This window comes from Sphingobacterium sp. LZ7M1, from assembly GCF_024296865.1.
Lineage (GTDB): Bacteria > Bacteroidota > Bacteroidia > Sphingobacteriales > Sphingobacteriaceae > Sphingobacterium.
Genome location: NZ_CP101134.1, coordinates 1,313,321 through 1,328,238, shown reverse-complemented (window position 1 = coordinate 1,328,238; position 14,918 = coordinate 1,313,321). Strand labels below are relative to the sequence as shown.

The following is a 14,918-nucleotide window of genomic DNA, read 5'->3' as shown; positions in this document are numbered from 1 at the left end:
CTCAATATTATTTCAGAATTTTATTTAAATGCAAAATATTCCATTTGAAGTCATCGGCCTGCAAGCCGATGGCTTTCATATTATTACAGAGATCGAGATTTTTGACAAGAATTTTAAAATGGTCATCGACACAGGTGCTTCAAAAACCGTGTTGGACAAGGAAACCCTTTTGAATTCAGGAATAAACGAGGAGGAGTTCCTTAACACCGATATCTTATCCACTGGACTTGGAACCAACAATATGCAGAGTTTCATGATCACCATTCCCCAAATAAAAATGGCAGATTGGTCCACCAAAAACTTTACAGCGGCTGTTTTAGACCTGAGTTCCATAAATTATGCCTATAGTCAGATAGGTTTAGATCCGGTAATCGGAGTTTTAGGAGGCGATATCTTAAAATTATATGGAGCTAAAATAGACTACAAAAAGAATATATTGACCTTAAATCAGCGTAAATTGAACTTAAACAACCGGCGTTGAATATGAAGCCTTAGGTAAATATAGAACCCTATGGCCAATAGAATTCCACATCCACCCATAATATAAAGGGTGTTTTTAATACCTACAATTTCAGCTATAGCCCCTGTCAATAAACTTCCGACAGGGAAGATCCCTTGGAATGCCATCACATAATAAGACATGGCCCTAGCTCTGTATGCAGGCATTGCGTGGGTTTGTATATAGGTATTTATGGATGAATTCTGCATCATCATGGAAAATGAAACCGCCCCCGTGAACAGTAATGCAGACGGTAGATAATGGGCAAAAGCCAATAAGACCAATGAAATACCCATAAAAAAGGCTGCAAACATAATCCTATACCTGAGGTTTTCCCCAGTTTTTAACCTTGCCATATTGATCGCTCCGATCATGGCTCCTAATCCAGCAGCACTTTCAAACCAGGAGAAAGTACGTTCATTTCCCTGAAATAATTCCCTCGCCACTGCAGGTAAAAGTGAGGTATATGGAATAACCAATAAGCTAGATATGCTTAAAATCACGATCAAAGAAGCAATATGCGGCGATCTCTTGAGATAATTAAAACCATGTACGAGGCCTTGGAAGGAGGTTTCATTTGGAATTACAATGACGTGTTCCGTTACTTTCATTAGCAATAAACAGATAATTACCGGGATAAAACTCAAAAAATTCAGTGTAAAACAAGCTAATTCTCCATAAGTGGAGAGTAAAATCCCTCCTATTGCTGGCCCGACCATCCTCGCGGCATTGAATATTGAACTGTTTAAGGCAATAGCATTGGGCAAATCCTTACGGTTATCGACCAAATTCACCAGCAAAGCCTGTCTTCCCAAAACATCAAATGCATTCACAACGCCTTGAATAAAGCCTAAAATGGACAAATACAGTACGGATTCCAGCTTTAAATAAACCAATAAGGCCAATAAGCCGGCTTGAACCATCAGGCCGATCTGGGTAATCAGAACAAGTTTATATTTCTTATGTCTATCGACGAAAGCACCAATAAAGGGGGATAAAACAAGCGATGGAAGTAAGGAAATAAAGGAAACAAAACCTAGCCAAAAGACGGAATTTGTCAGTTGATAGACCAGCCAGCTGATGGCTATCCGTTGCATCCAAGTACCTAAAAGGGAAATTGATTGCCCTATAACATGTAATCGATAGTTGGGGTATTGGAGAGATCTAAATATTTGCATGAAATGCGTATTGTTGTTACAGCTTTTTAAAGATAAAGGATTGAAACCCAAAACGGAAATACCTATTGCAAGTGAATGAATTATTACAATAGCTTTCCAATATTAACAGGAGAAGGCTGGAAATTGTTGCATTTGATATTAAAAATGCGTTGAAACGTAATAAATATCTTGGATATGAAGCCAATAACTTCAAATCTTGAAACAATATAATTACCTTTGCCTATCCTAAAGGATAATCAAAAGTTCTACAAAACAAATTAATTCAAATACTATCATGAAATTTTTTATTGATACCGCAAACCTTGAACAAATCAAAGAAGCTCAAGATCTTGGCGTTTTAGACGGAGTAACCACCAACCCTAGCTTAATGGCTAAAGAAGGTATTTCTGGGGAAGAAAATGTAATCAATCACTACAAAGCTATTTGCGATATCGTTGATGGAGACGTAAGTGCAGAGGTAATTTCTACAGATTACGAAGGCATGATCAAGGAAGGCGAGGCATTAGCAGCGTTAGACAGCAAGATTGTTGTTAAAGTTCCGATGATCAAAGACGGTATTAAAGCGATTAAATATTTCAGTAAAAAAGGCATCAAAACCAACTGTACGCTAGTTTTCTCTGCTGGTCAGGCGCTATTGGCGGCTAAAGCAGGCGCTACTTATGTATCTCCATTCATTGGTCGTCTAGATGATATTTCTGTTGATGGCTTAGGATTAATCGAAGAAATCCGTGAAATCTACGATAATTACGGGTTTGAAACACAGATTTTAGCGGCATCAGTACGCCATAGTGCACATATTTTAGGCTGTGCTAAGATCGGTGCAGACGTTATGACTGGTCCTTTATCAGCTATTTTAGCTTTATTGAAGCATCCATTAACTGATAGCGGATTGGCTCAATTCTTAGCTGACCACGCAAAAGCAGCAGTTAAATAGTCTACTATTTGCTGATAAAATATAAGGCCTCCAATGTGAAATTGGGGGCTTTTTTTATACCCAATTTAATTGTGTAAATTTATACCATGAAAGCGGATATGAGCACGGAATTGGATCCGGAAAAACTAGAAGAATTCAGCCAGGTATTAAAGGCAAATCAACTTAAAATCACCCAACCGAGACTAAGGGTTTTGGATATTATTTCCACCAAACTTTCAGCAATTTCACAACCCGAATTGGAGAAGATTTTAGGTTCAGAAATAGACCGTGTAACCCTCTATAGAATCTTGGCAAGCTTTGAAGAAAAGGGTATCCTCCATAAGGTTTTCGACCTGAATGGAACTGCGACTTATGCCTTCTGTTCGACGAAGTGCTCAGCGGACCATCACCATGATCAGCACGTTCATTTCATCTGTTCAGTCTGCAATTCTGTCTACTGTCTGGAGGAGATAGCCTTACCCAAAATCAACCTTCCAACCGATTTTTCTTTGCACTCCATTGCCATAAACGCTGTAGGAATCTGCGACATTTGTAACGAGAAATCCTCGTAAATATTCATATTTTTTTTATAAATTGCTCTTGAAATTTCATGACCCAAAGAAATTTCAAGAGTATTTTTTTTACTCCAAAACCTTAAGCTAAATCACTTTTTATTTCTTGCTAATATTTAGTATTTAATTATATAGATGTTTATTTTATAAGCATTTACGTATTCGAACATTCTACAACAGTTCAATATATTCATTTTAGCACAAAGCAAGGTTTTACCCACCAAAACCCATTTACAACTAATATACAACAACTTACGAATACAACCCGTAAAATATGTTTTAGCAAAATTCATTTACCATGTTATTTATCAGCTATTTATGATAGATAAAATACACATTAAATTAATATACAAATGGGATCAAAAATAAAACAGCCATTTTCAACCCTATGAACCAATAACCGACAGTTTTCAGTATATTAGATTCGGGTTTCAGAGGAGTACAAAAAATACTGACTGGCAAACCATTTAGTTCCACCCTCTCCCCTCTCCTTCCCTTAAAGATTTTCAACGGAAGGAACAGACAAAACGACAGACTATGAAATCAAAAAAAGAGAATCCTTACAAAGAAGTTTTAACCCAACTGATCGTAGACATTTTTGAAAAATCCGGAAACACCTCACTTAACTATAAGCAAGTAGCTGCCAAACTTAACATAACCGACAGCGACTCGAAAGCCACCATTTCAGACATCCTTTCGGATGGTTCAAGACTAGGTCTTTTCCACCAACCTGAGAGAGGAAAATTCCAACTTAAACAACTGCATGTTTATGTCACTGGAAAGGTTGACATGACTGCCGATGGATCAGCCTATATCGTTCCTGATGACGACAGTGAAAGCGACATCTATGTAGCCCCTCGAAAACTGAGACAAGCACTGCACAATGACATCGTGAAAGTCCATGTCTACGAAAGGAAGAAAGGAAGAAAACGAGAAGGCGAAGTGGTGGAAATCTTGCAACGTGCAAAGACAGACTTTACCGGTACCATAGACATTTCAAAATCCTATGCCTTCTTCCAACCGGACGACCGAAAAATGCTGCACGATATTTTCATCCCACTGGACAACCTGAACGGGGCGAAAAACGGAGAGAAAGTTTTGGTGTCTATTTTGGAGTGGCCAAAGAATGCAAAGAACCCTATCGGTATTGTAAAAAGCGTCCTTGGTAAAAAAGGCGAAAACAACACCGAGATGAACGCGATCTTAGCGGACTTTGGATTCCCCCTCGAATTCCCTAAAGCAGTAGAAGACGCAGCGAATTCAATTTCGGACTCCATCTCTGCAGAGGAAATTTCAAAGCGTCACGACTTCAGGTCGACGACCACCTTTACGATCGACCCTGCGGATGCAAAAGATTTTGACGATGCGATTTCATTCAAGAAACTGGAAAACGGAAACTATGAGGTCGGCATACATATCGCTGACGTTTCGCACTACGTGACTCCTGACTCCACTTTGGACAAAGAAGCATTTGAACGCGGAACTTCGGTTTACTTGGTTGACCGCGTAATCCCTATGCTTCCAGAGAGACTTTCTAACAACCTTTGTTCATTGCGCCCTAATGAGGACAAGCTATGTTTCTCAGCCGTATTTGAAATGGACGAGAAAGCAAATGTGATCGACCAATGGTTCGGAAGAACGGTTATACATTCAGACAGAAGATTCAGTTATGAAGAAGCGCAAGAGATCATCGAAGGAAAAGAAGATGAATTATCTGAAGCAATCTTAAAGCTGAACGAACTCGCCTTTATCCTGCGCGACCGTAAATTTAAGGCTGGAGCGATCAGCTTTGAATCCGAAGAGGTAAAATTCAATCTCGATGAAAACGGAAAACCTCTTGGCGTTTACACCAAAGTGAGAAAAGAAGCCCACAAGTTGATCGAGGACTTCATGTTGTTGGCCAACCGCAAGGTCGCTGAATTCATCGGGAGAATGGGAAAAGGAAAGAACAAGCTTCCTTTCGTTTACAGATTCCACGATGTACCCAATCCGGAGACCCTGACCAGCTTTTCTCTGTTTGCCTCTAGGTTTGGGCACCGCCTGAGCATCAAGACCGACAAAGAGACCGCAAAGTCCTTAAACGCGCTGTTGACAAAAATCGAAGGCTCCAAAGAACAGAACCTTCTGACCTCATTGGCGATCCGATCGATGGCAAAGGCCATCTATACTACCAAGAAGACTTCTCACTACGGGCTGGCATTTGATTATTATACGCACTTTACCTCCCCTATCCGTCGATATCCAGACGTGATGGTACACAGACTGCTTCAATTCTATCTGGACGGTGGTAAAAACGTGAATGCGGAGCATTATGAAAAAATGTCTGAACATTCCTCCCAAATGGAAAAGAAAGCTGCAGAGGCAGAGAGAGCTTCCATCAAGTACAAACAAGCCGAGTTCTTACAGGATCAGATCGGCATAGAATACACCGGAATCGTCTCTGGAGTGACCGAATGGGGTATGTACGTAGAGATCGAAGAGAACAAATGCGAAGGGATGGTACGTTTGAGAGATATCACTGACGATTTTTACACCTTGGACGAAAAGAATTTCGCCATTATTGGGCAGCGAAAGAAAAAAGTTTACCAATTGGGGGATGAGGTTCAGATCAAGGTCAAGAAAGTGGATCTTGAAAAAAGACAGATTGACTTCACGTTATTGAGCTAGACCTTAGGAATATCCTATCAAAATAAAATACTTGCCCTTTAGTTTTCTAGAGGGCATTTTTATGTGGATCAGACGGGGTTACGGAGATTTAACAATAAATTTTTGACAAATAGGCATTTATTTCAAAAAACTTAGCACACAACTCTTTACAGTTTAGATTATTCTTTATATCTTTGCGGACTTAAAAACATTTTTTAACAAAAACAAAAAAGAAAAACAGGTAAATGCCTACTATTCAACAACTAGTTAGAAAAGGTAGAGTAGCTCTGGTAGACAAGAGTAAGTCACCAGCGTTGGACTCATGTCCACAGCGAAGAGGTGTGTGTACACGTGTATACACTACTACCCCTAAAAAACCAAACTCAGCAATGCGTAAAGTAGCTCGTGTTCGTTTAACAAACGGTAAAGAGGTGAATGCTTACATCCCAGGAGAAGGCCACAACTTACAAGAGCACTCGATCGTATTAATTCGTGGCGGTCGTGTTAAAGATTTACCAGGAGTTCGTTACCACATCATTCGTGGTGCATTAGATACTTCAGGTGTTGCCGGTCGTAACCAACGTCGTTCTAAATACGGAACAAAACGTCCTAAACCAGGACAAGCAGCTGCTGCACCAGCAAAAGGTAAGAAAAAATAAACGGAGGAAAAGAAAATGAGAAAAGCAAAACCAAAAAAGAGAATCATTTTACCTGATCCAAAGTTTAACGATGTTCAGGTAACTCGTTTCGTAAACAACATGATGGTAGACGGTAAGAAATCTATCGCCTATTCAATTTTTTACGATGCAGTTGAATTAGTAGAGCAAAAGACTCAAGAGAATGGTCTTGAGACTTGGAAAAAAGCTCTTAACAATGTAATGCCAGCCGTAGAGGTTAAATCTCGTCGTGTTGGTGGTGCAAACTTCCAAGTACCTATGGAAGTTCGTCCTGAGCGCAAGATCGCTTTAGGTATGAAATGGTTAATTTCTTATGCTCGCAAACGTGGTGAAAAAACTATGTTTGAGAAATTGGCAGGAGAGATCATTTCAGCTTCTAAAGGTGAAGGTGCTGCTGTTAAGAAGAAAGAAGATACGCACAAGATGGCGGAAGCTAACAAAGCGTTCTCACACTTCAGATTCTAATTTTGAACAAAAAGAATCAAATATGTTTACACCGACTTTAGATAATGGAATTTTCAATTATCAAAGTCGGTGTATTTATTTCAAAGGAAATAACAATCAGCCAATAGGCAAACTGCAATAAAAAACATGGCAAAAGATTTAAAATTAGTAAGAAATATTGGTATCGCTGCACACATCGATGCTGGTAAAACTACAACTACAGAGCGTATTTTATTCTACTCAGGTGTTAACCACAAGTTAGGAGAAACTCACGAAGGTTCTGCTACAACTGACTGGATGGCACAAGAGCAAGAGCGTGGTATCACCATTACCTCTGCTGCTGTAACAGTATTCTGGAACTACCGTAACAAAAAATACCAAGTAAACGTAATTGATACACCGGGACACGTTGACTTTACTGTAGAAGTAAACCGTTCATTACGTGTATTAGACGGATTAGTATTCTTGTTTTCTGCTGTTGATGGTGTTGAGCCTCAATCAGAGACTAACTGGCGTTTAGCTGACGGATACAAAGTTCCTCGTATTGGTTTCGTCAATAAAATGGACCGTTCTGGTGCTGACTTCTTAAAAGTAGTTAAGCAAGTTAAAGATATGTTAGGTTCTGAAGCTGTAGCGCTTCAATTGCCTATCGGTGCTGAAGACAACTTCACTGGTGTTGTTGACTTGATCAACAACCGTGGTATCGTTTGGAATGAAGCTGATAAAGGTATGACCTTTACTGAAGTTCCAATCCCTGACGATATGCTTGAAGAGGTTGCTGAATACCGTGAAAAATTATTAGAAGCTGTTGCTGGATATGATGAGTCATTGATGGAGAAATTCTTCGATGATCCAGATTCATTAACAGAACGTGAAATCTTAGACGCTTTACGTAAAGCAGTATTGGATAACGCTATCGTTCCTATGGTTTGTGGTTCATCTTTCAAAAACAAAGGTGTACAAACAATGCTTGACTTCGTTATGGAGTTATTGCCTTCTCCATTGGATCAAGAAGCTGTTAAAGGTACTGACCCACGTACTGGTGAAGAGATCTCCCGTAAACCTTCTGAAGCTGAACCATTCGCTGCATTAGGTTTCAAAATCGCTACTGACCCATTCGTAGGTCGTTTGTGTTTCACTCGTGTATATTCAGGATTCTTAGATGCTGGTTCTTATGTATTGAACACTCGTTCAGGAAACAAAGAGCGTATCTCTCGTATCTTCCAAATGCACGCGAACAAACAAAACCCGATCGAAAGAATCGGAGCTGGTGATATCGGTGCTGTTGTTGGATTCAAAGACATCAAAACTGGTGACACCCTTTGTGATGAGAAAAACCCAATCGTTCTTGAGTCTATGGTTTTCCCTGAGCCAGTTATTGGTTTGGCGATCGAGCCTAAAACTCAAGCTGACGTTGATAAATTAGGTATCGGACTTAACAAATTAGCTGAGGAGGATCCAACCTTCGTAGTTAAGACGGATGAAGATACTGGTCAAACAGTTATTTCAGGTATGGGTGAGCTTCACTTAGATATCTTGATCGACCGTTTGAAACGTGAGTTCAAAGTAGAGGTTAACCAAGGTGCTCCTCAAGTAGCTTACAAAGAGTCTATCAACGGAACTACTGAACACCGTGAAGTTTACAAAAAACAATCAGGTGGTCGTGGTAAGTTCGCGGATATCAAAGTGGTTATCTCTCCTGCTGATGAGGATTGGGATGTAGTTAAAAACCCTCTTCAATTCGTTAATGAGATCGTTGGTGGTTCTATTCCTAAAGAATATATCCCTTCAGTTCAAAAAGGATTTGAAGTTTCTATGAAGAATGGTGTTTTAGCTGGTTACCAATTGTCAGGTATGAAAGTTCGTTTGATTGATGGTTCATTCCACGCAGTCGATTCAGACTCTCTATCTTTCGAATTAGCAGCTAAGATGGCTTACCGTCAAGCTCTTCCTAAATGTTCTCCAGTATTGATGGAGCCTATCATGAAAGTGGAAGTATTGACTCCAGAAGAAAACATGGGTGATGTAATGGGTGACTTGAACCGTCGTCGTGGTCAAATGCAAGGTTTGGATTCACGTAATGGTGCGCAAGTAATCAAAGCATTAGTACCTCTTTCTGAAATGTTCGGATATGTAACGCAATTACGTACCATCACTTCAGGACGTGCTACTTCTACAATGGAATTCGATCACTATTCTGATGCACCTCGTAACGTTCAAGATGACGTAATCGCGAAGTCTAAAGGAAAAGTTAAAGGTATCGAAGACTAATAATTCATACGAATAAAAACAAACCGATCCCTGGTTGCAAATAGCTCTAACCAGGGGTCATCTTAAAAACAAATTCATATAATGAGCCAAAGAATCAGAATCAAATTGAAATCATACGATTACAACTTGGTTGACAAGTCAGCTGAGAAAATCGTAAAAACAGTAAAACCTACAGGTGCAGTTGTTAGTGGTCCTATTCCATTGCCTACTGAGAAAAAAATCTATACCGTTTTACGTTCTCCACACGTTAACAAAAAAGCACGTGAGCAATTCCAATTGTGTTCTTACAAGAGATTGTTAGACATCTACTCATCTAACTCAAAAACAGTTGATGCGTTGATGAAATTAGAATTACCTTCAGGTGTTGAAGTTGAAATCAAAGTGTGATAGATTTCTTTTGAAAAAAACAAGAAAGCCCATTGAAAAATGGGCTTTTGTTTTTTTCAAGATTTGAGATATGAGAAATGAGACATGAGAAATTTGAAAGAATTTTTAGACTCCAATCTGGATAATAGCATAAAACCAACCCATTGCTCTTAAGCTGTACTTTGTTCCCCTTAATATCTCAAATCTCATATCTCACATCTCAATACTATCAACGCTAAAACTGAAATCCTACACCAAAGTTCAACGTTCTGCTTGAGAAATCTTTGGATTTACTTGCTGCATTCAGGTTGCTTAAACCTAAGCCATAGCCAGCTTGGATCAAGAATCCATTGGAAAGCTTATACCCTACTGCAAAATTTACCCCAGCGTCCCAACGATTCATCATTTTATTATTTCCGCTGAACTCTACATCCCGTGAACTGGCCGTCTTTAAATTACGCGTTGAATTTTTCAATTTTCCACTGAGGTTATAGCCTAAATAAGGACCTGCAGAAAGGAAAACATCGCCAGTCCCAACAGGAATGTAATAAACTGCATTGACTGGGATTTCGATCGACATCACATTGAGACTAGAGGTATTGAGGTCAGTTGCGGTTTGATCCCAATTGGGAATGGCGTCTACAAATTTAGTCCCTTTGCTTTGTAGGGAAATCCCGGGTTGGATAGAAAATCTACCAGATAACGGTATATCTGCGAAACCTGTCACAAAATAGGAAGGATTAAATTTTTGGGAATCATAGCTCGTGATTTTCCCAAGGTTCATTCCGGCCTTAAGGCCATAGGAAGTTTGGGCATTTGCTGCACAGATTGACAATCCAGCGATGCCAAGTAAGGATAAAAATGTTTTCATACTTAATATTTTTAGTTTATGAATCAAAACTAAACAGCATCGACCAAGTTAATTGTTATCGTTTAGTTAATTAACATTATTTCACAATTACATTATTTTCTTCATATAAGAATTTAAAGCAAAATAATAGGCTCCATTTTAAATTAAATATCAACCCAAATGATACAACAAAAAAAGGCAGCCCAACAGGACTGCCCAATAATTTATTCACTAAGGCTGTTAAGCCTTTTCAATTTCGACTAGAATTGGAAACCTAATCCAAATGATAATGTACGAGTAGAGAATTTATCTCCATTCGAATTAGGGTTAAGATTAGTTAATCCTAATCCATATCCAGCGTTAACCAATAAACCGTTGTTGAATTTGTAACCAGCCATAAAGTTAGCACCAGCATCAATTAGGTTCATGTCTTTGTTATCACCAGAGAATTTCAGATCACGTTCTCCTTCAGCACCAAAATCACCTAAATTACCTTTGTTTTTAGCTTTTCCAGAAACGTTGAATCCTACATAAGGACCAGCGCCTAAGAATACATTACCTGAACCTGCAGGAATATAGTAAACTGCATTTACTGGAATCTCAACTGACATTAAATTCGTAGTTGAAGAACCATCCAGTCCATCACCATCAAATTTGTATTTATTTCCTTTTCCTTGTAGGGAAACTCCTGGTTGAATGGAGAACTGAGGAGCTACAGGTAGATCAGCAAAACCAGTTACATAGAATGAAACATTATTAGATTGGTAGTCTTTCGCTAGATCAGATTGATTAGAGAATTTACCTAAGTTCACACCAGCTTTTAAACCATAACTAGTTTGAGCTTGAGCTCCAGCTGCTAATAAAAATGCAGCACCAAATGAAAGTAATAATTTTTTCATAGTCTTATTATTTTATCTTTTTGTTATGCTCCCCCTAACACATGTTATCGAGAGACACCCAAGTCTTGCAAAGTTTAGACCAAACTCTATTTTAGCAAATTTATTTCGCGCAAATAATTAATAATCAAAGTATTAATTTTAAAAAATTTATGAAACATCCATTTCCTTCAAAGCTAATTTTTAAGCATTAAATTCAAAATCAAGGCTTTAAGGGGGCTAAAAGCAATTAGAAAAACAAAAAGCGAAAAAGGTTTTTTTATTTTAAAATTTAATCCTATTTTTGCATGCCTGTAAAGGTAAAAGGGTCGGATGGCCGAGTGGCTAGGCTGAGGTCTGCAAAACCTCCTACAGCGGTTCGAATCCGCTTCCGACCTCGTTAATAACAATTAAAAATATTTGATCACAATGGGAGTTACACGTTTAAAAAGAAAAGATAGAAGAAATAAAACTGTTGCACGCGTTGAAGTACAGTTTTTAAAACTTGGCCGTAATATTGAACCAGGTTCAAAAAGCAAAATGCCGAAGAACAGCCAAATCACTAAGAACAATGATATCTTAGATAAACTTTCAGCAGACGCTAAATAAGTTTAGAAAACATTATATTAAAAAGCCTGTAGACATTCTACAGGCTTTTTATTTGCTCTACGATCTGCTCGACCTTCTCTTTCGAACTATAGATTTCATCCTCGTCCATCCCTGTTACCGAGTCCGATCTATATTCCATCTTTGATCTTACCACGACCTTTGCTGAAGAATGTATGCTATTCGCCTTTGTGTATTTCAATATTTCCTTCACATTGCCTGCATCAACCCCCGACCCCGGCATAATCTCTATCCGGCCGGCAGCCTGTGCTATCAACTCTTTTAAAAGGTCACGTCCTTGCCATGCTGTATTTTGCAGGCCAGAAGTCAATATTCGGTCACAGCCCAAGGCAATGATATCTTCCAATGCTTGTTTAGGATCCTTGCAACGGTCGAAAGCCCTATGGAACACGACACACATGGGTTTGGCCTCCTCCACTAAAACCTTCATCCTTTCCATGTCTACAGAACCATCTGCCCTTAATATCCCGATAACAACCCCATCACAACCGACCTCCTTACAGTAACGGAGGTCCTCAACAATTTCCTGAAACTCTTCCTCGGTATAGAGAAAATCACCTGACCGCGGCCTGATCAATACATGGACTCCAATTTTTAGGGACTCCCTGGTCAATTTGATCTGCCCATATGAAGGCGTTGTACCGCCATTTTCCAGATTTTGGCACAGCTCTACCCTACTTGCACCACCGGCCTGGGCTTGCTTTGCCGAGTATATCGAATTGGAGCATATCTCCAATTGAATTCCATTTATCCTAGCTTCGTTCATATACCCAAATATATTCTTTTTGCTGCTGTAATTAGCTGATGATTTTTTAATTCACAATAAATCAATAAATTATTAAAACAAAATTGGGGTTACACTTGTTGAAAATTTTGCGAGCATCCAAATTCCATCATTATGCCACTTATTTCAAAACAACGAGAGGTACAGATTCATTTATCATCCATGTATGATAATTTGCAAATCAGTGTCGAAAAAATGAAAAAGGAACTCAAGACGCACCGGTCAGAATATGAGGACGCCTGTCATATGCACATCAAGTCGGGATTTCAATTGGAAAAACTTTGGTTGAGGGCAGATCAGAACTATCAGAACAAGTTCCGTGAGTTCGAAACCCATTGTTTTCTACTGGATATCCTTACCGACTATCGCGATGAAGAAGGCAATTTTATCCATCTCGAGGAATTCATCCTAACCCTAGAAACCCTTCTGCAACAATTTGTCCTTCAGGAGGCTTACGAGACCTGTGCCGTGATCAAGAAATGGCATGATCACATAAAGGGTAATCTTTTTATAAATCGGTAACGCTTTAAATCCTTAATTAGCTGGACTGACTTCATTAAAAATCTTATGGAGGATTTCCCAATTCCGGTTCTCTTCACTGAGGAGATCGCGTGCCGAAATCCCATAATTATTCTTAAGGTCTGGGTCAGCTTGATATTGGAATAAAATGTAAATAATATTGACATCAACATTGTCCATCATCGCACGCCAAAGTGCGGTATTTCCAAAATGATCCTGAAGATCAACGGCTACCCCCTTTTGCAACATGAAGGAAACTAACTGGTATTGATTTCTTTCAACTGCGATATGCAAAGCACTTAAACCCTTTTTATCCTGATGGTTGACATCGGCATGTCGGTTAATGGCCCATTTAGCTAATTCAATTTCACCGTACAAAATAGAATTCATCAACAAGGTCCGGTTGAATCGATCCGGCTTGTTGATATCCACGTTGCTATAATAGTCCTTCACTATTTCTATCTCACTTTTCTTAATAGTCTCAAGAATGCTATCTATCCTTTTTATTTTTAAACTCAAAGCCAAACTCCTTTCTTTTATGCTCTGTAAATAGTCCAAATACTTCGATTGGATCAGATTTAAGCCTTAGCCGTCTATAAATAAGTTAAGAAATAATTGACAAACATCAAAATAACACATGCTTAATAAGGATCGTGGGGGCGAACGATTCCTGCATTTTCTCTTACTACCACATAGTAATCCTGACGCAGAAAGGATCTCAGAATAATACGAAAATCAAGTTTTAATCATAAAGGTTTGCATTGGCGAAAGGTTTGTGCACTTTTTGCCTTGATGACATGTTGAGGCACGAAACATCTCGGAACTTAACAGTCATTTTGTTTTAATAAATCAATAAGGATTTCAATGGCGTACAGTTCCTGCACCTTAGGTGCAGCGTGGCAGGACCTGTTGGAAGAGAACCGTACAGATTCCTCAAAATAGTTCAGAAGAAAAAGCGCTAAAGAGGGATTCAGAGTGAAACGAAGAATCTATTTTTTGATTTTTTTTGAGGTGTTTGTCATTCTGTTAACGTAAGATGAGGAAACCATTTCAAATGTAGTATGTATAGTTCCGAGCCCCTTCCGGAAACGGTCAGGGTGACACGAAAAGGTTACAGAACAGAAAGACCCCACCCCAACTGGATAAATACCTGATTTCAGGGATGTTCCGAAAATTGAAACATCCCTACATTTGATTAACCTTTCATCACACGGGTTAATATGCCTTAAAAGGTTCAAATTTCAATCATAAACAAAATCAAAATAGCATGAAAAATATCGGTTCAATTTTATTTATTTATGGCATATTGGCCATCATTATGAATTTCTTCAATGCAGTACCTCGCATCCTGCTTTGGATCTACAATTGGGGAGAAGGAACAGCATGGTTAATTAAAATAGCATTCGTACTCGTAGGAGCTGCAATATGGTGGTTTTCCGGTAAGGATGAAGTCAAGGATGAGACACCAACAGATCAGCCAACTCAGCCATAGCGAAGAAAAAAATGGATTTCTATAAAGGTGGTTGGAAGAATTACGACCACCTTTACTGTCCATTTACCTGACAGGAAACTCTTAGAGATTTATCTTACATTTTCATATTAACCTTGTTCGAAATTCACTTAGCACATTGTGATTCTGAACGATTTTGAAGAATCTGTACGGTTCTCCTCCAACAGGTCTTGTCATTCTGTACCGA

Annotated in this window: 16 protein-coding genes and 1 tRNA gene; 12 read left to right on the top strand and 5 right to left on the bottom strand. The window is 38.9% G+C overall.

Going from position 1 to position 14,918, the window contains the following annotated elements:
* Positions 1-28 precede the first annotated feature (28 nt).
* Positions 29-481, top strand: a complete 453-nt coding sequence (locus tag NMK93_RS05635) for a retropepsin-like aspartic protease (RefSeq protein ID WP_185213588.1) — start codon at positions 29-31, stop codon at positions 479-481.
* Here NMK93_RS05635 and NMK93_RS05630 read toward each other — a convergent pair.
* Positions 448-1,677, bottom strand: a complete 1,230-nt coding sequence (locus NMK93_RS05630) for an MFS transporter (RefSeq protein WP_185213587.1) — start codon at positions 1,675-1,677, stop codon at positions 448-450. The genes NMK93_RS05635 and NMK93_RS05630 overlap by 34 nt on opposite strands.
* Before the next feature lie 274 nt (positions 1,678-1,951).
* On the opposite strand from NMK93_RS05630, the gene fsa reads away from it, so the two are divergent.
* The 7 genes from fsa (at position 1,952) to rpsJ (ending at position 9,587) form a co-directional block, all read left to right on the top strand.
* The gene (gene fsa / locus NMK93_RS05625; protein WP_254528265.1) at positions 1,952-2,611 is read left to right on the top strand and encodes a fructose-6-phosphate aldolase; all 660 of its coding nucleotides are present in this window, start codon (positions 1,952-1,954) and stop codon (positions 2,609-2,611) included.
* Between the two features lie 86 nt (positions 2,612-2,697).
* Positions 2,698-3,162: a Fur family transcriptional regulator gene (locus tag NMK93_RS05620; RefSeq protein ID WP_185213585.1), complete on the top strand. Its 465-nt coding sequence runs from the start codon at positions 2,698-2,700 to the stop codon at positions 3,160-3,162.
* A gap of 537 nt (positions 3,163-3,699) precedes the next feature.
* On the top strand, positions 3,700-5,829 hold the full coding sequence (gene rnr / locus NMK93_RS05615; RefSeq protein WP_254528262.1) for a ribonuclease R: 2,130 nt from the start codon (positions 3,700-3,702) through the stop codon (positions 5,827-5,829).
* Positions 5,830-6,053: 224 nt separating this feature from the next.
* Complete coding sequence (gene rpsL, locus NMK93_RS05610) at positions 6,054-6,467, top strand: 30S ribosomal protein S12 (protein ID WP_002993550.1); 414 nt, start codon at positions 6,054-6,056, stop codon at positions 6,465-6,467.
* Between the two features lie 15 nt (positions 6,468-6,482).
* Positions 6,483-6,950 carry a 30S ribosomal protein S7 gene (gene rpsG, locus NMK93_RS05605; RefSeq protein WP_093095001.1) on the top strand — a complete coding sequence of 156 codons (468 nt, stop codon included), beginning with the start codon at positions 6,483-6,485 and terminating at the stop codon, positions 6,948-6,950.
* Between the two features lie 126 nt (positions 6,951-7,076).
* Positions 7,077-9,200: an elongation factor G gene (gene fusA, locus NMK93_RS05600; RefSeq protein WP_093094999.1), complete on the top strand. Its 2,124-nt coding sequence runs from the start codon at positions 7,077-7,079 to the stop codon at positions 9,198-9,200.
* 81 nt (positions 9,201-9,281) lie between these two features.
* Positions 9,282-9,587 (top strand): 30S ribosomal protein S10, encoded by a 306-nt coding sequence (rpsJ, locus tag NMK93_RS05595; RefSeq protein ID WP_013667229.1) that lies wholly within the window; start codon positions 9,282-9,284, stop codon positions 9,585-9,587.
* 214 nt (positions 9,588-9,801) lie between these two features.
* Here rpsJ and NMK93_RS05590 read toward each other — a convergent pair whose 3' ends face one another.
* Both NMK93_RS05590 and NMK93_RS05585 read right to left on the bottom strand, forming a co-directional pair.
* Entirely contained in the window at positions 9,802-10,437 is a 636-nt protein-coding gene (locus NMK93_RS05590) for a porin family protein (RefSeq protein WP_254528253.1), read from the bottom strand.
* A 239-nt stretch (positions 10,438-10,676) separates the two neighbouring features.
* Positions 10,677-11,315, bottom strand: a complete 639-nt coding sequence (locus NMK93_RS05585; protein WP_185213582.1) for a porin family protein — start codon at positions 11,313-11,315, stop codon at positions 10,677-10,679.
* Positions 11,316-11,618: 303 nt separating this feature from the next.
* Between NMK93_RS05585 and NMK93_RS05580 the strand changes: the two genes are divergently transcribed.
* Both NMK93_RS05580 and NMK93_RS05575 read left to right on the top strand, forming a co-directional pair.
* Positions 11,619-11,689 (top strand) — tRNA-Cys (locus NMK93_RS05580).
* Positions 11,690-11,720: 31 nt separating this feature from the next.
* Positions 11,721-11,900, top strand: coding sequence for a spore protein (locus NMK93_RS05575; RefSeq protein WP_185213581.1), 180 nt, complete (start codon positions 11,721-11,723; stop codon positions 11,898-11,900).
* 37 nt (positions 11,901-11,937) lie between these two features.
* Here NMK93_RS05575 and NMK93_RS05570 read toward each other — a convergent pair whose 3' ends face one another.
* Complete coding sequence (locus NMK93_RS05570; RefSeq protein WP_254528251.1) at positions 11,938-12,684, bottom strand: copper homeostasis protein CutC; 747 nt, start codon at positions 12,682-12,684, stop codon at positions 11,938-11,940.
* 132 nt (positions 12,685-12,816) lie between these two features.
* On the opposite strand from NMK93_RS05570, the gene NMK93_RS05565 reads away from it, so the two are divergent.
* On the top strand, positions 12,817-13,224 hold the full coding sequence (locus tag NMK93_RS05565; RefSeq protein WP_254528249.1) for a hypothetical protein: 408 nt from the start codon (positions 12,817-12,819) through the stop codon (positions 13,222-13,224).
* 12 nt (positions 13,225-13,236) lie between these two features.
* On the opposite strand, the gene NMK93_RS05560 is transcribed toward NMK93_RS05565, so the two are convergent.
* Positions 13,237-13,740, bottom strand: coding sequence for an ankyrin repeat domain-containing protein (locus NMK93_RS05560; RefSeq protein WP_254534188.1), 504 nt, complete (start codon positions 13,738-13,740; stop codon positions 13,237-13,239).
* A 748-nt stretch (positions 13,741-14,488) separates the two neighbouring features.
* On the opposite strand from NMK93_RS05560, the gene NMK93_RS05555 reads away from it, so the two are divergent.
* Positions 14,489-14,713: a hypothetical protein gene (locus NMK93_RS05555; RefSeq protein ID WP_185217264.1), complete on the top strand. Its 225-nt coding sequence runs from the start codon at positions 14,489-14,491 to the stop codon at positions 14,711-14,713.
* The last annotated feature ends 205 nt before the right edge of the window (positions 14,714-14,918 follow it).